21 protein-coding genes are annotated in these 21,439 nt (G+C 72.2%); 8 read left to right on the top strand and 13 right to left on the bottom strand.

The genetic code is table 11. The features are described 5' to 3' along the window. Positions 1–9: 9 nt before the first annotated feature. On the bottom strand, positions 10–1,119 hold the full coding sequence (locus ASF71_RS16180; protein WP_056302210.1) for a deoxyguanosinetriphosphate triphosphohydrolase: 1,110 nt from the start codon (positions 1,117–1,119) through the stop codon (positions 10–12). Positions 1,120–1,211: 92 nt separating this feature from the next. Between ASF71_RS16180 and ASF71_RS16175 the strand changes: the two genes are divergently transcribed. Then, a complete protein-coding gene (locus ASF71_RS16175; protein ID WP_056302209.1) occupies positions 1,212–1,742 on the top strand; it encodes an NUDIX domain-containing protein in 531 nt (176 codons plus the stop codon). Then, positions 1,739–2,653 carry a riboflavin biosynthesis protein RibF gene (ribF, locus tag ASF71_RS16170; RefSeq protein ID WP_056302208.1) on the top strand — a complete coding sequence of 305 codons (915 nt, stop codon included), beginning with the start codon at positions 1,739–1,741 and terminating at the stop codon, positions 2,651–2,653. The genes ASF71_RS16175 and ribF overlap by 4 nt, the downstream gene beginning before the upstream one ends. Before the next feature lie 27 nt (positions 2,654–2,680). Here ribF and ASF71_RS16165 read toward each other — a convergent pair whose 3' ends face one another. Beyond that, a complete protein-coding gene (locus ASF71_RS16165; RefSeq protein ID WP_056302207.1) occupies positions 2,681–3,208 on the bottom strand; it encodes a DUF6174 domain-containing protein in 528 nt (175 codons plus the stop codon). A 102-nt stretch (positions 3,209–3,310) separates the two neighbouring features. Here ASF71_RS16165 and ASF71_RS16160 point away from each other — a divergent pair, with 102 nt between their 5' ends. The 4 genes from ASF71_RS16160 (at position 3,311) to mnmE (ending at position 7,510) form a co-directional block, all read left to right on the top strand. Further along, positions 3,311–4,171: a 1,4-dihydroxy-6-naphthoate synthase gene (locus tag ASF71_RS16160; RefSeq protein WP_056302206.1), complete on the top strand. Its 861-nt coding sequence runs from the start codon at positions 3,311–3,313 to the stop codon at positions 4,169–4,171. 132 nt (positions 4,172–4,303) lie between these two features. Beyond that, a complete protein-coding gene (locus ASF71_RS16155; protein WP_056302205.1) occupies positions 4,304–5,242 on the top strand; it encodes an ABC transporter ATP-binding protein in 939 nt (312 codons plus the stop codon). Positions 5,243–5,279: 37 nt separating this feature from the next. Beyond that, on the top strand, positions 5,280–6,056 hold the full coding sequence (locus ASF71_RS16150; protein WP_056302204.1) for an ABC transporter permease: 777 nt from the start codon (positions 5,280–5,282) through the stop codon (positions 6,054–6,056). Between the two features lie 134 nt (positions 6,057–6,190). After that, positions 6,191–7,510 carry a tRNA uridine-5-carboxymethylaminomethyl(34) synthesis GTPase MnmE gene (mnmE, locus tag ASF71_RS16145; RefSeq protein ID WP_056302203.1) on the top strand — a complete coding sequence of 440 codons (1,320 nt, stop codon included), beginning with the start codon at positions 6,191–6,193 and terminating at the stop codon, positions 7,508–7,510. Between the two features lie 46 nt (positions 7,511–7,556). Here mnmE and ASF71_RS16140 read toward each other — a convergent pair whose 3' ends face one another. The 8 genes from ASF71_RS16140 to ASF71_RS16105 all read right to left on the bottom strand — a co-directional run bounded on the left by ASF71_RS16140 (position 7,557) and on the right by ASF71_RS16105 (position 16,852). Further along, on the bottom strand, positions 7,557–7,811 hold the full coding sequence (locus ASF71_RS16140) for a hypothetical protein (protein ID WP_056302202.1): 255 nt from the start codon (positions 7,809–7,811) through the stop codon (positions 7,557–7,559). A gap of 86 nt (positions 7,812–7,897) precedes the next feature. Next, entirely contained in the window at positions 7,898–8,986 is a 1,089-nt protein-coding gene (locus tag ASF71_RS16135; RefSeq protein WP_082506105.1) for a DUF58 domain-containing protein, read from the bottom strand. Between the two features lie 32 nt (positions 8,987–9,018). Continuing rightward, on the bottom strand, positions 9,019–10,047 hold the full coding sequence (locus ASF71_RS16130) for a MoxR family ATPase (RefSeq protein ID WP_056302200.1): 1,029 nt from the start codon (positions 10,045–10,047) through the stop codon (positions 9,019–9,021). Then, positions 10,044–11,513 (bottom strand): DUF4129 domain-containing protein, encoded by a 1,470-nt coding sequence (locus ASF71_RS25615; protein WP_156372877.1) that lies wholly within the window; start codon positions 11,511–11,513, stop codon positions 10,044–10,046. Before ASF71_RS25615 ends, ASF71_RS16130 begins: the two co-directional genes overlap by 4 nt. Positions 11,514–11,633: 120 nt before the next feature. Continuing rightward, a complete protein-coding gene (rpoD, locus tag ASF71_RS16120) occupies positions 11,634–13,325 on the bottom strand; it encodes an RNA polymerase sigma factor RpoD (protein ID WP_056302198.1) in 1,692 nt (563 codons plus the stop codon). A 232-nt stretch (positions 13,326–13,557) separates the two neighbouring features. Next, entirely contained in the window at positions 13,558–14,757 is a 1,200-nt protein-coding gene (locus ASF71_RS16115; RefSeq protein WP_056302197.1) for a class I SAM-dependent methyltransferase, read from the bottom strand. An 82-nt stretch (positions 14,758–14,839) separates the two neighbouring features. After that, positions 14,840–15,736 (bottom strand): aldo/keto reductase, encoded by an 897-nt coding sequence (locus ASF71_RS16110; protein WP_056302292.1) that lies wholly within the window; start codon positions 15,734–15,736, stop codon positions 14,840–14,842. Positions 15,737–15,889: 153 nt separating this feature from the next. Continuing rightward, positions 15,890–16,852 carry a homoserine dehydrogenase gene (locus tag ASF71_RS16105; RefSeq protein WP_056302196.1) on the bottom strand — a complete coding sequence of 321 codons (963 nt, stop codon included), beginning with the start codon at positions 16,850–16,852 and terminating at the stop codon, positions 15,890–15,892. A 253-nt stretch (positions 16,853–17,105) separates the two neighbouring features. On the opposite strand from ASF71_RS16105, the gene prfA reads away from it, so the two are divergent. Together prfA and ASF71_RS16095 are read left to right on the top strand one after the other, a co-directional pair. Beyond that, complete coding sequence (gene prfA / locus ASF71_RS16100; protein ID WP_056302195.1) at positions 17,106–18,209, top strand: peptide chain release factor 1; 1,104 nt, start codon at positions 17,106–17,108, stop codon at positions 18,207–18,209. Further along, entirely contained in the window at positions 18,196–18,690 is a 495-nt protein-coding gene (locus tag ASF71_RS16095) for an NUDIX hydrolase (RefSeq protein ID WP_056302194.1), read from the top strand. Before prfA ends, ASF71_RS16095 begins: the two co-directional genes overlap by 14 nt. A 65-nt stretch (positions 18,691–18,755) precedes the next feature. Here ASF71_RS16095 and ASF71_RS16090 read toward each other — a convergent pair whose 3' ends face one another. Genes ASF71_RS16090 through ASF71_RS16080 form a run of 3 tightly spaced genes read right to left on the bottom strand, consistent with a single transcriptional unit; the run spans position 18,756 to position 21,342 of the window. After that, a complete protein-coding gene (locus ASF71_RS16090) occupies positions 18,756–19,508 on the bottom strand; it encodes an ABC transporter ATP-binding protein (protein ID WP_056302193.1) in 753 nt (250 codons plus the stop codon). Then, entirely contained in the window at positions 19,505–20,362 is an 858-nt protein-coding gene (locus tag ASF71_RS16085; RefSeq protein ID WP_156372876.1) for an ABC transporter permease subunit, read from the bottom strand. The genes ASF71_RS16090 and ASF71_RS16085 overlap by 4 nt, the downstream gene beginning before the upstream one ends. Next, the gene (locus ASF71_RS16080) at positions 20,359–21,342 is read right to left on the bottom strand and encodes an aliphatic sulfonate ABC transporter substrate-binding protein (protein WP_056302192.1); all 984 of its coding nucleotides are present in this window, start codon (positions 21,340–21,342) and stop codon (positions 20,359–20,361) included. The genes ASF71_RS16085 and ASF71_RS16080 overlap by 4 nt, the downstream gene beginning before the upstream one ends. Positions 21,343–21,439 lie beyond the last annotated feature (97 nt).

Raw genomic sequence — 21,439 nt, 5'->3', positions numbered from 1 at the left:
TGTCAACCGTCAGACGGGGGCGGCGACGCTGCGCCACGTCTCTAGGGCGTAACGGTCGGTCATGCCCGCGAGGTGGTCACACACGGCGCGCTCCAGGCCACACTCCTCGGCGCGGGCGCGGGGCCGGGGCGGCAGCATGGACGGCCGCGCGACGAAGGCCCGGAACAGCCCCTCGGTGACGCGGGTGGCCTGCTCGACCTGTCGCTCGACCTGCCAGTGGCGGTACAGGTTGTCGCGCAAAAAAGCCTTCATCTCGCGTAGTTGCGCGTAGACGGGGGCGCTGTAGGTCACGACACGGGCGGGCAGGACACGCACCTCGCCGGGCGAGCGCACGCCGCTGGTCGCAATGGCCTCGTCGCTCGCGCGTGTCAGGTCCATTAGGAGCCAGCCGAGCAGTTCGCGGTGTAGCCGCCGGCGATCCCGCTCGCCCTGGCCGCTCAGGCCGCTGCGCTCCAGCAGCCCGTCCCAGAGGCTCAGGCCGGCAAGCTGCCCCGGCACGATCAGCCCGCTGCGCAGCCCGTCGTCAAGGTCGTGGGCGGTGTAGGCCAGGGCGTCGGCGGCGTCCACGACCTGCGCCTCCAGGCTCGGCATCCCGATGCCCGCGCGCTCGTGCTTGTTCAGGCCGTCGAGGGTATCCAGGGTCAGATTCAGGCCCGGAAAGTCGGCGTAGCGGTCTTCCAGCCGGGTCACGATGCGGCAGGCCTGCGCGTTGTGGTCAAAGCCCCCGTGCCCGGCCATCAGCCCGTTCAGGACGCGCTCGCCCGCGTGCCCGAAAGGGGGGTGCCCGAGGTCGTGGGCCAGGGCCACGGTCTCGGCCAGGGTCTCGTTCAGGCCCAGACTCAGGGCCACCGAGCGCGCTACCTGCTGCACTTCCAGCGTGTGGGTCAGGCGGGTGCGGTAGTGGTCGCCCTGCCCGGCCGCATTCAGGAACACCTGCGTCTTGGCCTCCAGGCGCCGGAAGGCCGTGGTGTGCAGCACCCGGTCGCGGTCCTTCTGGAAGGCGGTGCGGGTCTCACTTTCGGCCTCGGGGTAGGTGCGGCCCCGCGACTCGCGGCTCAGGGTGGCCCAGGGCGCGAGGGCGGCCGCCTCACGGGCTTCGAGGTCGGCGCGCGTCAGCATGGAGGCCACTATGTCAGACCGCCCGCAGGGGCGAGGGCGGCCGCGGTCACGGTCTGCCCTTCCCGGCGGCCACTCTGCTCTACAGTCACCGCATGGCGAGTGCGGACACGGAAACCATCTACAAGGGCAAGATCCTGACGGTCGAGCGGCTGGGGGGCAAGTGGGAGGTCGTGCGGCACCAGCCGGCGGTGGCGGTGCTCGTCCTGAACGGCCAGGGCGAGATGCTGCTCGTGCGCCAGGCGCGCCCGGCCATCGGCGCGCACACGGTCGAGGCCCCCGCCGGATTGATCGACGAGGGCGAGACCCCCGAGCAGGCCGCGCGGCGCGAGTTGCAGGAAGAGGCGGGCTTCGACGGCGAACTGACGCTGCTCACGCGCTTTTTCACCTCACCGGGCTTCTGCGACGAGGAACTGCACGTGTTCCGCGCCCGCGACCTGCGCGCGAGCAAGCTGCCACAGGACGCCGACGAGGACCTGGAAGTGCTGTGGATGACGCCCCAGGCCCTGCTGGACGGTCTGCGGGACGGCGCCCTGGTCAGTAGCGGCCCCAGTGTGGCGGCGGCGCTGTACGGCGTGCTGGCCCTGAACACGCCGGGGCAGAGCCAGACAGGGCAGGACCAGTGAAGACCTTCGTCTCGCCGGAGCAGCGGCCCGACACCGAAACGGTGGTCGCCATCGGCAGTTTCGACGGCGTGCACCTGGGGCATCAGGCGCTGCTGGCGCAACTGCGCGCCCGCGCACGCGAGTTCCGGGTGCCCAGCGTGGTCTATACCTTCGACCCGCCGACGCGCGTGCTGACCCAGGGCGTGGAATTCCTCTCGACGCTGCCCGAGAAACTCGAACTTCTGGCGCGCTACGGCGTGGACGAGACGGTGGCCGTGCCCTTCACCACCGAGTTCGCCTCGCGGCCCAAGGAGGCCTTTCTGGACGACCTGCGGGTGCTGCGCCCGCGCGTGGTTGTGGTGGGCGAGGACTTCCACTTTGGGCGCGGCCGGGCGGGCGGCCTGGAGGACTTGCGGGAGGTCGCGCCGCGCGTCATCGCCCTGCCGATGCACCAGCTCGGCGGCGACGACATCAAGAGCACCCGGATTCGCGAGCTGCTGCGCGCCGGGGACGTGGAGGGCACCGCGCGCCTGCTCGGGCGGCACTACGGCGCGCAGGGCGTGGTCGTGCAAGGCGACCGCCTGGGCCGCACCATCGGCTACCCGACGGCCAACATCCGCGTGCCGCTGGGCAAGGCGCTGCCACTGGGCGTGTTCGCAGTGATGGCCCTGGGCGACCCGAACCAGGGCGAGGGAGACCGCCGCTGGCCCGGCATGGCCAATGTGGGCTGGCGGCCCACCGTCGAGGGCCGCGAACTGCGTTTCGAGGTCCATCTGTTCGATTTCGCGGGCGACCTGTACGGCCAGGAACTCCAGATCAAGTTCTTCAACCGCCTGCGCGGCGAGCAGAAGTTCGGCGGCCTGGAGGAACTCAAGGCGCAGCTCGCCCGTGATGCCGAACAGGCGCGCGGGCTGCTGGCCGGCCTGGGCTGAGGCGGGTGCCGCCTGGGGGAGGCCCGCTCAGCTGCGCGTGAAGTTCGTGACCCGCCACTCGCCGAAGCCGTCGGCGATGTTCGCCAGACCGCTGCCGCCGTAGAAGGTCAGCGGCACGCCGGTCGCGCGGTCGTAGGTGACGCGAACCTCCGCACAGGGCTGGGTACGCCAGGAGGCCAGGGCCTCGGCCACCTGCGCGAAACGGGCCTCGACGGTTCCGGCCGCCTGCCCACCGGGGTCGCCGACCTCGCCGGGCAAGACGGCCACGACCGGGGCCGCGCCGGGGCGCACCGTGACCCGCACGGCCGGGTAGCGCACTGGGGCCGCCACCTGCGAGAAGTCGTAGCTGTAGGCCCGGATGTTCTGGGCGGCCCAGCGGGCGCGGGCCGCGGCCAGGTCGGCGTCCAGCCGCGCGAAACTGGGCCGCACGTAGTCGGCGCGGCAGGCGTTGGGCGCCCGGCCCCCGCCGCCCCCGGCCTGCGCGGTCCCCAGGAACGCGCCGCCCGCAAGGGCCAAAGAGGTGAGCAGGACAGCGGGCAGTGAGGGGCGGGGCATGACCCAGCATAGCCGCGCCCGGGTGACGCCGGCCTGACGAGACAGCGCGGAGGGTGCCGAAAGGACCGGTCGTCCCGGCAGGGCAGGCGTACCCTGACAGGTATGACCCTCTCCCCTTCTACGCCCGCCCAGCCCGAAACGCTGGACCTGGGCTACTCGTTTTGCCCGAACGACACTTTCATCTTTCACGCGCTGCACGCGGGACTGGTGCCCTCACCGCTGCCGGTGCGCGAGGTACTCGAAGACGTGCAGACCCTCAACGACTGGGCTACTGCCGGCCGGCTGCCCATCACCAAAATCAGCTACCGGGCGTATTTCGGCGTAATGGACGACTACGTGGCCCTGCGGGCAGGCGGAGCGCTGGGGCGCGGCGTGGGGCCACTCATCGTGACGCGCGGCGAGGTCGGCGACCTGAACGGCAAGATAGTCGCCTCGCCCGGCGCGCTGACCACTGCCGAGCTGCTGCTGCGGCTGGTGTACCCGGACGCGCAGGTGCGCCGCATGCGCTACGACGAGGTCATGCCCGCGACCGCGCGCGGCGAGGTGGACGCCGGGCTGATCATCCACGAGTCGCGCTTCACGTATCCGCAGCACGGCCTGAGCAAGCACCTCGACCTCGGCGCGTGGTGGGAACAGGACACCGGGCTGCCGCTGCCGCTAGGAGCCATCCTGGTGCGGCGCGACCTGCCCGGTGGGCTGCAGCGTGACCTGAACGCCGCCGTGCGCGCCAGCCTGGACTACGCCTACGCACACCCACAGGCCTCGGCCGCCTACATCCGGGGACACGCGCTGGAAATGGAGGACGCGGTCATGCAGGCCCACATCGACCTGTATGTCAATGCCATGAGCCGCGACGTGGGCGAGGAGGGAGAGCGGGCCGTGCGCGAGTTGCAGCGCCGGGCCGTGGCGGTAGGGGCCGCCCCCGCGAGCGACCTGCCGCTATTCGTCGGCGACCCGCTGTAAAGGACTCCGGGCCTTGCGGCTCCGAGGCCCAACTGGTAGGAGCCGTTCATGCGGGCGCGGTACGTCAGGCCCCCCACCACTTCTGAGCGTCGTGTAAGAGTTTCGCCAAAGCCCCCCACCTAGGGTGAGGCCGTGAAGAAGTCAGGCGCTCCTGCCCTGCCGGCCGTCGAGGTGCGGGGGCTGTCGAAATCCTACGGACCGAACGCGGTTCTCGAAGAGGTCACCCTCACGGTCAAGCCGGGCGAGGTCTATGCCCTCACCGGCCCCAACGGCGCGGGCAAGACCACCCTGATCCGGGCCATGACCGGGCTCGCCTTTCCTACGGCGGGCGAGGTACGGCTGCTCGGCCTGAACGTGCACACCGACGGCGCCCGCGCCCGCGCGCTGCTGGGGGCGGTGGTCGAGGCCCCGGCCAAGTTCTACCCGCAGCTGACCGGCAACCAGAACCTGCTGCTGCACGCCAGCCTCGCGGCGATGGCGCCGGGGCGCGCGCGGGTGGACCGCGCCCGGCTGCGCGAGGTCCTGGCCCTGCTGGAGCTGACCCGTATGGCCGACCGCCCGGTGGCCGAGTATTCGCTGGGCCAGCGCCAGCGGCTCGGGGTGGCGAGCGCCATCCTGGACCATCCCAAGGTGCTGATTCTGGACGAACCCACGAGCGGTCTGGACCCGCTGGGCATCGGCCTGATCCACCGCATCGTGACCGGGCTGGCCTCGGAGGGCTGCGCGGTGATCCTGAGCACGCACCACCTGCGCGAGATCGCCACCTACGCGCACCGCGTGGGGATTCTCAGCGGTGGGCGACTCGTGGACACGGTAGACCTTCAGGCCCGGCACACCGCCTTCCGATTCCGGGTGGAACATCCGGCGGTGGCGGCCTCGTCGCTCGAATCCCTGCCCTACGTGCGCCGGGTCAGCGTGCGCCAGCCCTACGCGGTGGTGCACCTGAGCAGCGAAGGCCAGGTGCCGGATGTGCTCGACCACCTCGCCCGCGCGGGCATCCGGGTCTTCGAGGCCTCGCCCGACCACTTCGACCTGTACGAGTACTACCGCGAACGGGTGGCGCAGCCATGAGCCGCCCCGCCCTTCACTCCGCCCCCAGGAGGGCCGCATGCTGACCCTGATCCTGCTCGAACTGCGCAAGCTCCTCACGTCGCGTAGCGCCCGGCTCGCCCTGGCCGTCAGTTTCCTGCTGCCGCTGCTGTGGGCCGCCGCGCCGCGCATGAACATGCTGCTCGGCGACCTCGCACTCGTCAGCGGCTGGCAGCTTCCGGCCGTGAGCATCGGCGTGGCGGTGCAGTTCATGTTGCCGCTGTTCATCGCCCTGACTGTCGCCGAGATGATCGGCAGTGAGGTCAGTCAGGGCACCCTCGCGCCGCTGCTGCTGCGCCCGGTGGGCCGCACGCACGTCATCGCCAGCAAGCTGGCCGTGGCGCTGCTCTTTCCCTTCCTGCTGGTCGCGGTGACGGTGCTGGGGTCGCTGCTGGCCGGCATTCCGCGCGGCTTCGGGGCGTTTACGGGCGGCACGGGCATGGGGCCGGGGCTGTTCGTGGGCGTGGGGCAGCTCGGCAGCGGGGCCGCCCTGGCCGAGATGCTGCGCGGCAGCTTCCTGGCCGGGGTCATGCTCATGCCCATCGCGGCCTTGTCGCTGCTGTTCGGGGTGCTGACCCTCAACACGGCCGCCGCGACCCTCGCCACCCTTGCCGCCCTGAACATCATGCGGCTGCTCGTGGTCTTCCCCGAGTCGGTCCAGCGCATCCTGCTCACCAGCCACTTCGCGCTGTACGCCGAACAGGGCAGCGTGGTGGGTTCGGTGACCCTGCTGCTCATCTACACGGCGGGCTTCGGCCTCATGGCGATCTTCGCCTTCGACCGGCGCGACGTCTAGACCCCGCCTTTCACAGCTGCACGGGCGGCGCCCAATCTGCGGCGCCGCCCGTGCAGCTGTGGCCTCAGGAACGGCCCGCCCTGATCCGGCCAAAGGCACCACTTCCTTTTGCCAGATGCTCTAGCCTGCGGGGCGTGACCCGTTCCGGCCTGCAAGACACCATCGCCGCCATCGCCACCGCGCCGGGCAGCGCCGGAGTGGGCATCGTGCGGGTCAGCGGCCCGGCGGCCCTGGAGATTGCCGACGGGGCCTTCCGGGGCCGGCGCACCCCCAGCCGCACGCAGGGCGGGCGTTTCCTGTTCGGGCAGCTGGTGGCCGAGGGCGGTGAGGTGCTCGACGAGGGACTGTGCCTGGTGTTCCGCGGGCCGCGCAGCTACACCGGAGAGGACGTGGCCGAGTTGCAGACGCACGGCAGCCCGGCGGTCCTGGCGCGGGTGCTCGCGCGGGTGCTGGAACTCGGCGCGCGGCCGGCCCGGCCCGGGGAGTTCACGCTGCGGGCCTACCTCTCGGGACGGCTGGACCTCGCGCAGGCCGAGGCGGTCCTGCATCTGGTGAATGCCGGGGGCGAGGCGGCGAGGCGCCAGGGCGCCCTGGGCCTTTCCGGGGCGCTGGGCGCGCGCATCGCGGGCGTGGCGGCCGACGTCACACGCACGCTGGCGGCCATCCAGGCCATGCTGGACTACCCCGAGGAAGGCGTGCCCGACGAGGACCGTGCCGAACCGCTGGCCCGCGCCCAGGCCGGGCTGCGGGCGCTGCTCGACACCGCGCGCGCCGGGCAGGCGGCCACACGCGGCGCGCGGCTGGCCCTGATCGGGCGGCCCAACGTGGGCAAGAGCAGCCTGCTGAACGCGCTGCTGGGCTACGAGCGCAGCATCGTCACGCCGGTTCCGGGCACCACCCGCGACTATCTGGAGGCGGGGGTGGAACTGGCCGGGGTACCGGTGACGCTGGTCGACACGGCCGGCCTGCGAGAGACGGCCGACCCCATCGAAGCCGCCGGAGTGCGGCAGGCCGCCGCACTGGCCCAGCAGGCCGACCTCGTCCTTGTCCTCGAAGACGGCCACGCCCCACGCGAACCGCTGCCCGAGGGTGCCCCCCAGGGCGCACGGGTCATCCGCCTGCGCACCAAGGCCGACCTGGGCAGCAGTTGGAGCGACCCGGAGACGATCGCCGTGAGCGCCGTGACCGGTGAGGGGCTGCCCGAGGTGCGGGAAGCAGTGCGCGCCGCGCTGATTGGCGACGCGGCGCGCGGCGAGGCGTGGCTGACCACCGAGCGCCAGGCCGACGCCGCCCGCCGGGCCCTGACGCATCTGGAACTTGCCGGCAGCCTGCCGGACGACCTCGCGGGCTATGAGCTGGAGGCCGCCCTGCACGCCCTGGCCGAACTGACTGGCCGCGACGTGCAGGAGGACGTGGTGGACGCCGTCTTCAGGAACTTCTGCGTGGGCAAATAGACAGGAAGCCGGAGCTGCTCGCTCCGGCCCCCGCCTGCGCGCGACTTCAGTTTCCGGTGTCTTCCGAGGTCTCCTCGCCGGGGATGGTGCTGGCGGGGTCACTGGCGATCATGCTGCCCTGCGAGGCCACGTCCTGTTTGTCCAGGCCCAGTTCCTCGAACTCGTCGGCGTTTCGGGCCTCGGCATTCGCGTCCTGCACGGCGTCGCGGTGCTCATCGGTACGGCCCATGAACTGCAGGTCCACGTTGCTGATCTCGTCCTCATTCTTGAGCTGCTCGCGCTGGTCGTCGTTCTGGGTCATGGCCCCACGCTAGCAATCCGGGCTGCGCCCCGCCTGAGTGTTTCCTTTAGGGCGCCCGGCCGCGCCGTTGGCAGCCATCCGGTCCTCTACGCGAGCCGCAATACGCTCTGGTTGCCGCGCAGCACGTACACGAGAACCCCCGCTCCGGCCAGGGCGGCAGCCTGCCGTTCGAGGTCCCGCACGGTATCGGGGGCACTGACCCACTGCCGGCGCGGCGACTCGCCGGGTTCGAGATAAAAGCCCTCGGGCAGCGCCACGATCACCACCCGGCTCGCCTGGGCGCGGGCGCGCATGGCCTGCGTGACGAGCGCCGCGCCCGCCCGATTCGTGAGTACGAAGAGGTTGGCGCCCGCCCGCACCGGCGGAATGAGCGGCGGCTCACCCGCCTGGGGCGAGAGGCGGGCGAGCGCCAGGAGGGCCGCGCGCAGGTGCTCGGGCGAGCGGCCGGCCGGGGTCGCGCCCACGGGCGAGGCGACCGACACCGGCAGCCCGAGGTCGCCCGCCTCTCGCAGCAGGCTGGCCGCGAGACGCACCGCGCTGTCCATGAACACCTCGCCGCCGTGTGAGGGGTCGAGATAGACACACAGACTGCTCGACGCGGTGCGTTCCGGGTCGCGGACGGTCAGGATGCCCGAGTGCGCCGAGAGCCGCCAGTGCACCCGCCCCGGCGGGTCGCCGGCAACGTACTCGCGCACGCCGCGCAGGCTCAGGGGATCGTCGAGGCCCAGCGTGCGCGACAGGCTGCCCTCCGAGAGCAGCGGCCGCAGCAGCTCGGGCAGTCTCAGGCCGTGGGTGCCGGGGTACACCTCCAGCGGCGGCGGCCGCCCCGGCAGCGCCACGCGGCGCCAGAACAGCCCCAGCGGGTCGGCCCAGTGGAGCGTCGCGCCCGGCCAGGCATGAACCCCCCGGCGGTTGAGGGTCAGCAAGGTCCGCAGCTCGGCCTCAGCCACCCCGAAGACGGTCAGGGAGGCGGTAGGCACGGCGTCCGCGACCACTGTGCGCGGCAACGGGTCTTCGATCACCACCCGCGCCGGCAGGGCGCTGCGGACCCGCACACGGACGCCAAGCGGCACGCGGCCGCCCTCGAACCCGGAGGCCGGGCGTTCGCGCTCCAGCGTCACCTCAGGCGGGCGGCGGTAGGCAGCCCATAGGGCGAGCGCGGCCAGGAGGACCAGGCCCGCCCACAGCAGAGCGACGGCCGGGGCGCTCAGGGCTGACCTGCTCGCACGGGTGTGGGTTGCCCCGGCACTGCGCCGGCGTGACCCCCGCCGGCCGCCGACTCCACCGGCACCGGCTCGGCCGCCAGGACCTCGCGCACGACCTGTTCGCCGCCCACGCCGTTCATCCGGGCCTCGATCCCCAGGCTCAGGCGGTGGGCCAGCACCCCCAGCGCCGCGAACTGCACGTCATCGGGGGTCACGAAAGCGCGGCCGTCCATCCAGGCCAGGGCCTGCGCCACGCTCTGCAGCGCGAGGCTGGCCCGCGGCCCCCCGCCCAGCGTCACCTGCGGGTGGGCACGGGTACGCGCCGCGAGCGACGACACGTAGCGCCGCAGGTCGGCCGAGACGTGGACGCCGCGCACCGCCGCCTGGGCCGCGAGCAGGTCGGCCGGACCGCTGACGGCGCCCAGCGCCGCGATGGGATGCTCGCCCTGCAACCGGCCGAGCATCCGCACCTCCTCCTCGACCGAGGGATAGCCCACCGAGAGCCGCAGCGTGAACCGGTCGAGCTGCGCCTCGGGCAGGCGGTAGGTACCCTCGTGCTCGACCGGGTTCTGGGTGGCGATGACCACGAAGGGCGAGGGCAGGCGGTGCGTGATCCCCGACTCGGTGACCTGGCCCTCTCCCATCGCCTCAAGCAGCGCCGACTGGGTGCGCGGCGTCGCACGGTTGATCTCGTCGGCCAGCAGCACGCCGGTAAAGACCGGCCCCGGCACGAACTCGAAGGTACCAGTGGCCGGGCGGTACACGCTAACCCCGGTCACGTCGCTGGGCAGCAGGTCGGGCGTGAACTGCACGCGGGTGAACTCCAGCCCCAGGCTGGCGGCCAGGGCGCGGGCCAACATGGTCTTGCCGGTGCCGGGCGCGTCTTCGAGCAGGACGTGGCCGCCGCTGAGGACGCCGGCCAGCGTGAGGCGGGTCACGGCCTCCTTGCCGACCAGCACGCGGGCGACGTTCTCGGTGATGGGACCGGCGAAGGCCGGGCCGGGGGCAGACAGGGAATCGGGTCGGGTCATGGCAGGTCCTTTGGGCGTTCGGAAGGGTCGGGTGGAGGAAGCAGCCGGGCGGCCTGCGCGGCGATCTCGGCGGCGGCGGCCTCGGCCTCTGTGGCCTCGGCCTCGCTGACGCGCCCGCCGTAGCGCACCGGACCGTACAGGCGGGTGAGCAGGTCCAGCGGCGCGGCCAGACCGGGATGCGCCCTGCCGAGGCGCGCGGCGTAGGCGCCAGGAGCTTCGGCGGGTGCGCGGCCCCAGCCGGCAGCGGCGAGCGCTTCACCCGCCTGCCGGTACGCGGTCCGCACGCGGTGGGTGGTGGGCACGGCCTCCAGAGCGACGGGGACATCGGCGGTCTCTTCAGATCCGGAAACCACGCCCAGCCGGTCGGGCCCGGGACGATGACACCACATCACCCAGATCAGGGCGGCGGCGAGCAGCAGTTGAACGGCCAGCACCACCCACAGCAGCGCGGAGAAGCCGGAGGTGGCAACGCCCGGTTCGGCAGTGGTCGGCCGGCCGGTGGGCCCTCCGGCGAGGGCCGGCGGCAGCGCCGCGCTCGAGTCGCCCGGCGCCACCCGCGTGCCCGCCAGCGAGAAGATGAGCAGCAGGCCCAGGGTAAGCAGCAGGCCCCCCGCCATGAGGAGCTCGGTGAGGATGGGCGGCTGCCGTGGACCCCTTCCCTGCCGCCGCTGCCACAGCAGCGCACCGAGCGCCGTGAAAGTCAGGACTGCGCCGAGCAGCAGCAGCTCTGCCGGGGGAGGCGGCAGACCCCCGGCGCTGGCCGTGGGGGCCGCGCGCCGGGCCGCTTCGGTCAGCGCAGGAGCCCCCGCCTGTGGCGGACGGACCGTCGCCGGGGCTGAAGAAATGGCCGCCGCCGGCTCGGCCCGGGGAGAAGGCGCCCCGGAGCGCGGCAGGGCCAGCGCCAGCAGGGTCAGGGCCAGCACGGCGGCCAGCAGGAGGCCCCAGCCCCGGCGCTCGGCTTCCCGTTCAGCGGCCGCGCGTGGGCGGTAGCGGCCCAGGCGGTCGTCGGTGCCGGGCCGCAGCAGAGCCCCGCCGACCAGGGCAGGCAGCAGCAACGGCTGGGGCGCAAAGAGCCCCGCACACAGCAACGCGATCAGCCCCCGGCGCCGCCCACCTTCCAGCGTGGCGACGCCATAACCGCTCAGGCCCAGGGCCACCACCAGGGCCAGGTACCTTGCTCCCAGGTCCAGCAGCGCCTCGCCGTTGCCGTTGCCTCGAAGGGCCGCGAGTTCGGGCAGCGTGGCGACCCCGGCGACAAGCAGCGACACGAGCAGCCGGGCGTCCTGCCACACCGGAAACCGCGCCCCCAGCCCGAACAGGACGCACAGCAGCGCCACCGCCCACCAGGGCAGCAGACCCGCCAGCGCGAGCGGCACCAGGGCCGCGCCGTAGGGCCGCAGCCGCGGGCCGGCCGCCAGATCCGGCTGGACGGGCGCAGGCACAGAAGGCGGCCGGACCTGGGTCATGCCGGGCATGATAAGGCGGGCGCTCCGCCGCCGGTCCCGCAGGTGAGGCGCGTGGGTTCGGGACAGCCAAACGCCCCGGCCACCAAAGGGGCCAGGGCGCAGGGTGGGGGCGGGAGAACTTCAGTCCAGGAAGTCGCGGAGCTTGCGGGTCCGGCTCTCGTGGTACTTGAGCTTGCGCAGCGCCTTGTTCTCGATCTGGCGGATACGCTCGCGGGTCACGCTGAAGCGCTGGCCGACCTCTTCGAGGGTGTGCTCGCGGCCGTCCACCAGTCCCTTGCGGAACTTCAGGACCATCGCCTCGCGCTCGGTGAGCTTCGAGAGGGCCTTTTCGAGCTCTTCGGAGAGCAGTGTCTTGGCGGCATTGTCTACCGGCGAGTCGAGGTTCTCGTCAGGGATGAAGTCGCCGTAGAAGCTGTCCTTCTCGTCGCCGATGGGCGTTTCGAGCGACACGGGCTCCTGGCTGACCTTCTGGACTTCCTCGACCTTGGTGGCGTCCCAGCCCGGTCCCATCGCCTCGGCGATTTCCTCGTGGGTCGCCTCGCGCGAGAGTTCCTGCTGGAGCTGGCGGGCCGTGCGGGTCAGCTTGTTGATGGTCTCGACCATGTGCACCGGAATACGGATGGTGCGCGCCTGATCGGCGATCGCGCGGTTGATGGCCTGCCGGATCCACCACGTCGCGTAGGTGCTGAACTTGTAGCGGCGGCGGTACTCGAACTTCTCGACCGCGCGGATCAGGCCCTGGTTGCCTTCCTGGATGAGGTCGAGAAAGCCCAGGCCGCGCCCGGTGTACTTCTTGGCGATGCTCACCACGAGGCGCAGGTTGGCCTCGATCAGGCCCTGGCGGGCGGCGGCGCCGTCTTCCATCTGGCGCATGAGGCGGCGCCGGCCCCGGTCGTCGAGGTCGAGGTCCTCTTCGAGAAGTTTGCGGGCCTCCTCGCCTTCTTCGATACGGCGGGCCAACGCGATCTCCTCTTCGAGGGTCAGCAGCGAGACGCGCCCGATCTCGTGGAGGTACTGCCGCACCGGGTCGTTGGACACCGCGCGCGGCATGTCGTCGAAGTATTTCTCCTCGTCGTCCTCGGTGGTGTTCTGGGCGGTGCCGGGGACCACGTCCTCGCTTTCCTCGCTCCCCTCCTCGAGTTCGTCCTCGTCCTCGTCGAGGTCTTGCACCTCGATGCTCTGCCCGGCGAGGTACAGCTGCATGTCCTCGAACGCCTCGGGATTCTCGGCGTCCAGGCCGGCCGCTTCGAGCGCTGTACCCAGCGCGGCGGCGATGTCCTCGCTGGAGAGGATGCCGGCCGCGCGCCCCGCCTTCAGGAGTTCCTGAATGCTGGCGTGCTGGTAGTAGGGCTTCTCGGGCGCGGCTGGACCCTTGGGCGCAGGCTTGGCCGGCGCGGCTTTGGACGGTGTGGCCTTGGCAGCGCGGGGCTTGGCGGCCGCGGCCGGTCCTTCGCCCGCAGCGGCCTTGGGGGCCTTGGGCGCCGCGGCCTTCTTGGGCGCCGCCTTCTTTTCGGGCTTCTCGGCGCCTTCTGCGCTCGCCTTCTTGGGGGCGGCCTTCTTGGCCGGAACCGGCGCCGGCGCGGGCGAACTGGCGCCCACTCCAGCCACACTGTCGGGGGCGAGGTCGGCGCCCGCCGGCGCGGCCGTCACGTCACCGGCGGCAGACGCCGCGCTGTGCAGGGCCGGCTTGACGCGCGGCTGCGTGCGGGTCCGCGGCTTGTCGGGGGTCTTGATCTTGCTTTCGGCCACCACTTCGGCGGGCGGAGTAGCGGGCACTTTGCTGCGGGTGCGGGGCTTGGGGTCGTTCGTCATGCAGCCTCCTGCGCTGGAGTTCAGGGTGAAGAAGAGCGGGGAAGATTCGTCGGCGCTGGGCCGAGGAACCTGAACGGGTCAGTCTAGCAGAAGGAAGACTGAACAGACTGGGATGCTCGCCGCTGCCGGGGGACTGCCGAGTTCTCGCGCGTGAACGAAGAAGGAGGCCAACAGACTGTCTACGCGCCCCGGCCCGGAATGGTTCCCGGCCTACCCGGCCGGGGGCCGGCGCTCAGCCGGGCTTCGTTGCCAGGAGTACCTTGAAACCGCCCTCGCGGGCGAGTTCGCGGACCTCGCCCAGGGCGCGCAGAGGAGTCTCGTAGGGCAGCGGGTCGTTGGCGACGAGGTACAGCGAGCCGCCGGGCCGCAGCCGCCGCGCCGCCGCCGCGATGAACTCGCGCGCCACGTCGAGCACCACGCCGCGCCCGACGTGAAAGGGCGGGTTGGTGAGGATGAGGTCGAAGGTCTGCTCCGGCGGCAGCGCCGCGTCCACATCCGAGTGCAGCACCTCGCCCGGCAGCCCGCTGGCCGCCAGGGTATCGCGGCTGCTGCGCACGCTCTGGATGTCCCCGTCCACCAGGGTCACGGCCGCGCCGCGCCGCGCCGCCCACGCGCCGATCAGGCCGGCGCCGCAGCCCAGGTCCAGCGCCGCCAGACCCGACCAGTCCGGCTCGCCCAGGGTGTCGAGGAGCAGGGCTGTCGCCTTGTCGGGTTTGGCGGCGCTGAAGACGCCGGCCCGCCCGACCACGCGCACCCCGTAGGCCTCATAGCCCTCGGGCTCGGGAACCGCGGGGGTGGGGCCTGGGCGTCGCACGAGGCGGGCGACCCGCATGCCGCCGTCGCGCGCCACCGTCTCGCCCGTGCCGAAGGCCGCGCCCGCCGCGCGCACGTAGCGGTCGAAGCCCTTGTCACGGTCCCCCGCGAGGTAAAGCGTGCCGCCGGGCGGCGTGCAGGCGTGGGCCCAGGCCACCTGCGCCTGCGCGTAGGCGTTGCCCCGGTCGCCCGCAAGCACGAGCGCGACCGTCCTGGCGCGCTCGTTCCAGGGGGCGGGGTCACCGGGCGCAGCGGGCCAGGGCTCCAGCCCCGCCGCCGCCAGTGCGCTCAGGGCTGCGGCGGACCCTTCGGCCGCACGCAGGGTCACGCCGGGCAGGCTGGCGAGCAGCCCTCCCATCGCCGTGAGGTCGAGGACATCGCCCGACACGCGGTCCTTACGCATGGTGTGCGCAAGCAGGGCCTGGGCGTCGTCCACGCCCGGAAAGCCGCGTACACCCGGCTTGGTCTGCGCGCTCAGACCCAGTTCGGCCAGGCGGGGCGGCACGAGTGCGGGCCGCACCTCGGCGTAGGGCAGGTCGGACACCGCGTGCGCGGCATTCTGCAGCGCGGAGCTCGGCGCGGGGCGCGCAAAACGGACTTTCTTGGGACGGCCGGTCACGCCACCCGTCTATCACATTGCAGGGTCAAGGGCGTGGGGGCCGGTTCCGAACCCGGCCCCGGCCCCCTGCCCTGTGGGGCCCTCAGTCCTGCGGCGTCTGCTGCTTGGCCCACTCGGCCTGGCCCACTCGGTCTAGGGCCGCGAAGTCCTCGTCGGAGAGGATCAGACTGGCGGCGGCGACATTCTCTTCGAGGTGCCTGACCTTGCCGGTGCCGGGGATGGGCAGCATGACCGGGCTGCGGCGCAGCACCCAGGCGAGCGCCACCTGCGAGGGGCTGGCCCCCAGGCGTGAGGCGACCTCCGTGAGCACGCTGCCGCTGCGCGCCAGACTCCCGGCCGCGAGCGGGAACCAGGGGATGAACCCGATGTTCTGCTCGGCGCAGTAGTCCAGCACGGCCTCGGACTTGCGGTTCACGAGGTTGTAGAGGTTCTGGACGGTGGCGACCGGAAACACCTGCCGCGCAGCCTCAATGTCCTCCACCGAGACCTCGCTGAGCCCGGCGTGACGAATGACGCCCCGATCGATAAGTTCACGGATGGCCCCGAACTGCTCGTCGCGCGGCACGGCCGGGTCGATGCGGTGCAGTTGCCACAGGTCGATCCGCTCAACGCCCAGGCGGCGGCGCGACAGGTAGGCCTGCTGGATGAGGTACTCGGGCCGGCCGCAGGGGGGCCACACGTTGGGACCGGTCCGGGTCAGGCCGCCCTTGGTGGCGACGACCACCTCGTCATAGGGGTGCAGCGCCTCGCGGATGAGCTCCTCGCTGACCGCCGGGCCGTAGCTGTCGGCCGTGTCGATGAAGTTCACGCCGAGTTCGGGCAGGCGGCGCAGGGTCGCCAGCGCGCCGGCCGGATCGGCCGGGTCGCCCCACACGCCGTCCCCGGTGACGCGCATCGCGCCGAAACCCAGGCGGTTGACCGTGAGGTCGCCGCCGATCTGAAAGGTGCCGCTGCGCGCGGCGTTGGGATTCTGGGTCATGGTGTTGCCTCCACCGGCCATGCTGGGGGCGTGGACCAGCCGCTTGGGTGTGGACAGGTTTTACCCAGGGTTGGGGGTTGTGCGCCGGCACGCCGGGCAGAAGCGGCGCGGCTCCGCGCTCCGGCGGTGTCCGCGCAGCGAGGTCCGGCCCGGCTAGTGCAGCGGAACGTGTCCCGGAAAGCCCAGCAGGTAGTCGAGCAGGTCGCCCACCACGGCGGAGGCCGTGACCAGCCCGCCCGCGCCGCCCCCGGCGAAGATCAGGGTGCCGCACTCCTCGCCCTCGTACATCAGGGCGTTGCGGCCCGCGCCCGCGTTGCACAGCGGGTGGTCGAAGGGCAGGCGCTGCGGGGCGACGGTGGCGCGCCAGCCCTGACCGTCCCGCGTCAGCTCGGCCACCAGCCGGATGCGCTCGCCCGCCGCCATGGCCGCCTGAACGTCGTCCAGCGTCACCTCCTCGATGCCCCGCACCTCGACCGCGCTGTACGGAAAGTCCCCATCAGCACAGAAGCGCGCCAGTACCGCGAGCTTGTGCGCCGTGTCGAAGCCCCCCACGTCCAGGGTGGGCGGGTCCTCGGCGTAGCCCAGGGCCTGGGCCCCGGCCAGCGCTTCGTCGTAGGGCCGGCCCGCCTCCATCTGCCCCAGGATGTAGAGGCAGGTGCCGTTCAGGACGGCCTGGAGGCGCGTGAAGGTGCTCGCGCGCAGCACGGTACTCACCGGACCGATCACGGGCGTGCCGGCCATCACCGAGGCCTCGTAGTACAGCCGCCCGGCCAGGGCGTGCCCGCGCAGCTCGTCCCAGCACTCGGCCAGCAATGCCTTGTTGGCTGTGATGACCGGCCGCCCCGAGCGCAGGTAGGGCCGCAGCAGCGCCAGCGGTCGCTCGACGCCGCCCATCGCCTCGATGACCACACCGCACTCCTGCAAGAAGGCGGGGTCGGTGGTCATGCGGGTGCCGGCGGGCACGTCCCGCGCCTTGTCCGGGTCCCGCACGAGGACGCCCGCCACCTCGACCTCGACCCCCAGGTCCCGGAAGATGGCCCTGCGGCGCTCGATGAGGTTCAGGACATGCTGGCCCACGGTGCCGCAGCCCAGCACGCCGACGGTGACGGTTCTCATGGCGCGAATCTAACAGCGCCGCGCCCGGCGGGCCGGGGGCGGGATAGGTGGGTTCCTGCGGGACACTCGGTGACGGGGCTCCGGGCTGTTCCCGGCCCTCCCTTCCCCCGCCGCCCACACCCCGGAAAGCGTAAGTCCCGCCCCGGCGCGCGGCGGGGACCGGACGCTAGACTGCGTTCATGTTTCCCGTGAACATTTTCGCCCGCAGGGTTGGGCGTCCGCTGTGGCCGCACGCGCGGCTGTGGGCTGGCCCATGAGCGCGCGCCTCTCGGAGCTGAGATCAGAGTTCTCGCTCGTCGAGCGCGCGCTGGGCGACCCCGCCGCACTGGCCGACGGCCGCGAGTACACCCGGCTGACCCGGCGTCACCGCGAGCTGCTGCCCCTTGTCACGCTGCTGCGCGAGCAGGAGAGCGTGGAGACGGACCTCGCCGGAGCGCGCGAACTGCTCGCCGACCCCGATATGCGGGAGCTGGCACAGGGCGAGGTCCGGGCGCTGGAGGCGCGGCTGGCCGACCTCGCCGCCGAACTGGAAGTGCTGCTGCTGCCCACCGACCCCGACGACGCCAAGGACGTGATCCTGGAACTGCGCGCCGGGGCCGGCGGAGCCGAGGCCGGGCTGTTCGTGACCGACCTGCTGCGGATGTACACCCGCTACGCCGAGAGCCTGAACCTCAAGCTGAACGTGCTGGACGCCGCCGAGAGCGACCTGGGCGGCGCGAGCAAGGTCGTGGCCGAGGTGAGCGGCGAGAACGCCTACCGCGCGCTGAAGTGGGAACGCGGCGTGCACCGGGTGCAGCGTGTCCCCGCCACCGAGTCGCAGGGCCGGATTCACACGAGCACCGCGACCGTCGCCGTGCTGCCCGAAGCCGAGCCCGGCGAGGTCAGCCTGGACCTGTCCGAGGTGCGGATTGACGTGTTCCGCTCGCAGGGCGCGGGCGGGCAGGGCGTGAACACCACCGACTCGGCGGTGCGCGCGGTGTACCGGGCCGGCACCCCCGATGAGATCATGGTGGTGTGCCAGGACGGGCGCTCGCAGATCAAGAACCGCGAGAAGGCCCTGCAGGTGCTGGCCTCGCGGCTGGCCGAGCGCGAGCGCGCCGAACGCCAGGAGACCGAGCGTCAGGAACGCGCCTCGCAGGTGGGCAGCGGCGACCGCAGCGAGAAGATCCGGACCTACAACTACCCGCAGAACCGCGTGACCGACCACCGCCTGGAGGGCGAGAACAAGAACCACCCGCTCGACAGCGTGGTGGCGGGCGCGTTGGGGCCGGTCGTGGGCGCGCTGGCCCGCGACGAGCGCGAGCGTCAGCTGCTGGAGCTGGCCGCGCAGGAGGGCCAGCGACATGGGGCGGCGTGACCTGCTCGTCGCCGCCGGGATTCTGCGCGACCGCTCGGGGCGGGTGCTGCTCGTCGGCAACGACTGGCAGGGACACGGGCGCGTGCGCCATACCCTGCCCGGCGGCATGGTCGAGCACGGCGAGACGCTGCCCGAGGCCCTGTACCGCGAGATCTTCGAGGAAACGGGCCTGAAGCTCACCGGTATCCGGCACATGGCCTACACGGTGCACATCGAGGACGAGCGCCGCGGCGAGCGGGCCATCGCTGTGGCCTTCGAGGCGACCTGGGAGGGCCTGCTCAACCCGGCCGACCCGGACGGCTTCATCGTCGAGGCCAAGTTCTGCACGCCCGAGGAAGCGCTCGACAAACTCGAATCCCCGCCGATGCGCGAGCCGCTCAGCGACTATCTCAAGACCGGTGAGCCGGGACGGTTCTATGCCTTCAAGGGCTGGGACGGCCGGGGTGGGCTGAGAATTCCGGCGCTCAGACCGCAGCGGTAGGCCGAGTGGCAGCAGAGCGGGAGAGGGAGACGCGGCTGTCTCCCTCTCCCGCTCTGCCGGCCGCGTCAGTGCAGCCGCGCCTCCAGGTACTCACGCAGGGGTTCGACCGCCGTGCGGGTGCGGGGCCGGGCCGGAGACACGCGCAGGTCCTCGCGCAGCTCACCGGCGGCCAGCAGCAGCACACGGTCGCTGAGTTTCAGGGCTTCGTCGAGGTCGTGGGTGACGAGCAGGGTGGTCGCGCCCGTCTCGGCCAGCAGGCCGCCCAGCAGTTCGTGCATCCCCGCGCGGGTCAGGGCGTCGAGGGCGCCGAAGGGTTCGTCGAGCAGCAGGACCTCCGGGCGGTGCGCCAGCGCGCGGGCCAGCGCGACCCGCTGCCGCTGCCCGCCGCTCAGCTCGTGGGGGTAGGCGCGTTCGCGGCCGCCCAGCCCCACCCCGGCCAGCGCCTCGGCGGCGAAGCGGCGCTCGGTGCGGCCCAGACCCAGGGCCGCGTTCTCCAGCGCGCCCAGCCAGGGCAGCAGCCGGTCTTCCTGGAACATGACCCGCAGGCGGGCGGCCGCCTCCGCCGCGCCCCGGATCGCCAACTCGCCGCTGTGTGGGGTCAGGCCTGCCAGGGCGCGCAGCAGGGTAGTCTTGCCGCCGCCGCTCGCGCCCACCAGCGCCACCCGCTCGCCGGGCGCAATATCCAGCGTCAGGTCGCGCAGGACCGCCCTGCCGCCGTACTCCACCCCCAGATGCCGCAGGGTGATGGACGCGCCGCCGGTGTGCAGGCCCGCGCCGGCCACCGCAGCGGGAACAGAGTGGGAGTGAGCGGCGGTCATGCGGGCACCTGCCAGGGCAGCAGCCGGCGCTCCAGAGCGCGCACGAGCACGTCGGCGACCTTGCCAATCAGGGCGTAGATGAGAATGGCGAGCACGATCACGTCGGTCCGGAAGAACTCGCGGGCGTCCATCGCCAGAAAGCCGATGCCGCTGCTGGCCCCGAAGCTCTCGCTGACCACCAGGGCCAGCCATGAGATGCCCAGGGCGTAGCGCACGCCTACGAGGACGCCGGGCAGCGCGCCGGGCAGCGTCACGCGCCGGAAGGTCTCCAGCGGCGAGAGGCCGTACACGCCCGCCATCTCCTTGAGGCGGCCATCTATGCCCGTCACGCCGTGCAAGGTATTGAGGTACACCGGGAAAAAGGTCGCCAGCGCGATCAGGAAGACCTTGCCGCTCTCCCCGATACCGAACCACAAGATGACCAGCGGAATGAGCGCGAGGTTCGGAATGGTCCGGATCATCTGGAAGGTGGTGTCGAGCAGCAGGTTCGCGGCCCGCGAGGTGCCGGTCAGGACACCGAAGGCGAAGCCCAGCCCCCCGCCCACGAGGACCCCCAGCCCCGCGCGCTGCAGGCTGATCAGGAAGTGGTGGCCCAGTTCGCCGCTGCGCGCCAGCTCCCAGCCCGCGCCGAGGACGGCCGAGGGGGCCGGCAGGACCCGGGGGTTGAGCCAGCCCACCTGCGAGGCGAGCTGCCACAGGGCCACGACCAGCAGCGGCACCAGCCAGCGCACCCATTCGCCGCCCGCCGCCCGGCGGGGTCGCCGGGACCGGGTGACCGGCGCCGCAGCGTCCTGACCGGTCGGCCGGATGATCGCTCCGGTCACGGGGTCCTGCACGACTTCGGCCCCCGTCATTTCAGCCCCAGGCCCGCGAGCGCCGGCACGAACGCGGGCAGCGTCGCGTAGTTCTGCGCGCCCAGCTTGAGGTCGCGCGGCAGCACGCCCGCCTCGCGGAAGGCCGTGGCGAGGGTCTGAAGGGGCTTCACGTCGGCCGAGCGGAAGGGCCGGATGTTGAATTCACTCTTGGGCACGGTGACCTCCAGCACGCTCTTCGGAATGCCCAGTTCGTCGCTGAACTGCGCGATCACGGTGGCCTGGTTGGCATTGGCCCACCGTGCGGTGTTGTCCAGCTCGGCCAGAACGATCTGGAGGGCGCGTTTCTTCTGGGCGTCCCCGAGCACCCTGCTCGGCGCGAGGTAGTAGCTGTCGCCGCGCCCCAGCCCCTTGTGGTCGCGCAGCACACGTCCCGAGGTGCCCTGGAGCGCCGTGGTCAGGAAGGGGTCCCAGATGGCCCAGGCGTCAATGGTGCCGCTCTCGAAGGCGGGGCGGGCGTCGGGCGGCAGCAACGGCACCACTGTCACGTCCCTGAAACTCAGGCCGGCGCTCTGGAGGACGTTGGAGAGAAAGGCATGGGCACTGGACCCGCGCGCCACCCCGATGCGCCTGCCCTTCAGGTCGGCGACGCTGCGGATGGCCGAATTTCCCGGCACGATGACCGCCTCGGTGCTGTCCGAGTGGTTGACCGATACGCCCACGTACTTGAGGTCGGCCCCGCCGGCCAGCGCGAACACGCCCGGCGCGTTGCCCACGCCACCGAAATCGATCGCTCCCGCGTTGGCGGCCTCCAGCAGCGGCGGCCCGGCAGTGAACAGCACCCAACGGAAGTCGATGCCCTGCGCGGCGTACTTTTCCAGCGTGCCGCGCGCCTTGAGGACATTGGGGATGCCGCCCTTCTGGTAGCCGATGGTGAAGGTCACGGCCTGCGCCTGCCCCAGCGAGAGGGCGGCGAGGCCGAGGGCGGACAGGGTCAGGTCACGGCGGTTCAGGGTCTTCATAGGGGTCTCCGGGGTAGGGGGGCAGCTCTGGGGAATGGCGGCCCGGCGCGCATGGCCGGGGCCAGCACGAACAGGGCGAGTGGTGAATGGGTTCAGG

Source organism: Deinococcus sp. Leaf326 (assembly GCF_001424185.1).
In the GTDB taxonomy this organism is placed as follows: Bacteria; Deinococcota; Deinococci; order Deinococcales; family Deinococcaceae; genus Deinococcus.
This window is presented reverse-complemented; position numbering and strand designations above follow the sequence as displayed.

Excerpts from the sequence above, each read along its gene's own strand:
- ASF71_RS16180 (WP_056302210.1), bottom strand. The coding sequence starts at position 1,119 with ATGCTGACGCGCGCCGACCTCGAAGCCCGTGAGGCGGCCGCCCTCGCG.
- ASF71_RS16175 (WP_056302209.1), top strand. The coding sequence starts at position 1,212 with ATGGCGAGTGCGGACACGGAAACCATCTACAAGGGCAAGATCCTGACG.
- ASF71_RS16165 (WP_056302207.1), bottom strand. The coding sequence starts at position 3,208 with ATGCCCCGCCCCTCACTGCCCGCTGTCCTGCTCACCTCTTTGGCCCTT.
- ASF71_RS16160 (WP_056302206.1), top strand. The coding sequence starts at position 3,311 with ATGACCCTCTCCCCTTCTACGCCCGCCCAGCCCGAAACGCTGGACCTG.
- ASF71_RS16150 (WP_056302204.1), top strand. The coding sequence starts at position 5,280 with ATGCTGACCCTGATCCTGCTCGAACTGCGCAAGCTCCTCACGTCGCGT.
- ASF71_RS16140 (WP_056302202.1), bottom strand. The coding sequence starts at position 7,811 with ATGACCCAGAACGACGACCAGCGCGAGCAGCTCAAGAATGAGGACGAG.
- ASF71_RS16130 (WP_056302200.1), bottom strand. The coding sequence starts at position 10,047 with ATGACCCGACCCGATTCCCTGTCTGCCCCCGGCCCGGCCTTCGCCGGT.
- ASF71_RS25615 (WP_156372877.1), bottom strand. The coding sequence starts at position 11,513 with ATGACCCAGGTCCGGCCGCCTTCTGTGCCTGCGCCCGTCCAGCCGGAT.
- rpoD (WP_056302198.1), bottom strand. The coding sequence starts at position 13,325 with ATGACGAACGACCCCAAGCCCCGCACCCGCAGCAAAGTGCCCGCTACT.
- ASF71_RS16110 (WP_056302292.1), bottom strand. The coding sequence starts at position 15,736 with ATGACCCAGAATCCCAACGCCGCGCGCAGCGGCACCTTTCAGATCGGC.
- ASF71_RS16105 (WP_056302196.1), bottom strand. The coding sequence starts at position 16,852 with ATGAGAACCGTCACCGTCGGCGTGCTGGGCTGCGGCACCGTGGGCCAG.
- prfA (WP_056302195.1), top strand. The coding sequence starts at position 17,106 with ATGAGCGCGCGCCTCTCGGAGCTGAGATCAGAGTTCTCGCTCGTCGAG.
- ASF71_RS16095 (WP_056302194.1), top strand. The coding sequence starts at position 18,196 with ATGGGGCGGCGTGACCTGCTCGTCGCCGCCGGGATTCTGCGCGACCGC.
- ASF71_RS16090 (WP_056302193.1), bottom strand. The coding sequence starts at position 19,508 with ATGACCGCCGCTCACTCCCACTCTGTTCCCGCTGCGGTGGCCGGCGCG.
- ASF71_RS16085 (WP_156372876.1), bottom strand. The coding sequence starts at position 20,362 with ATGACGGGGGCCGAAGTCGTGCAGGACCCCGTGACCGGAGCGATCATC.
- ASF71_RS16080 (WP_056302192.1), bottom strand. The coding sequence starts at position 21,342 with ATGAAGACCCTGAACCGCCGTGACCTGACCCTGTCCGCCCTCGGCCTC.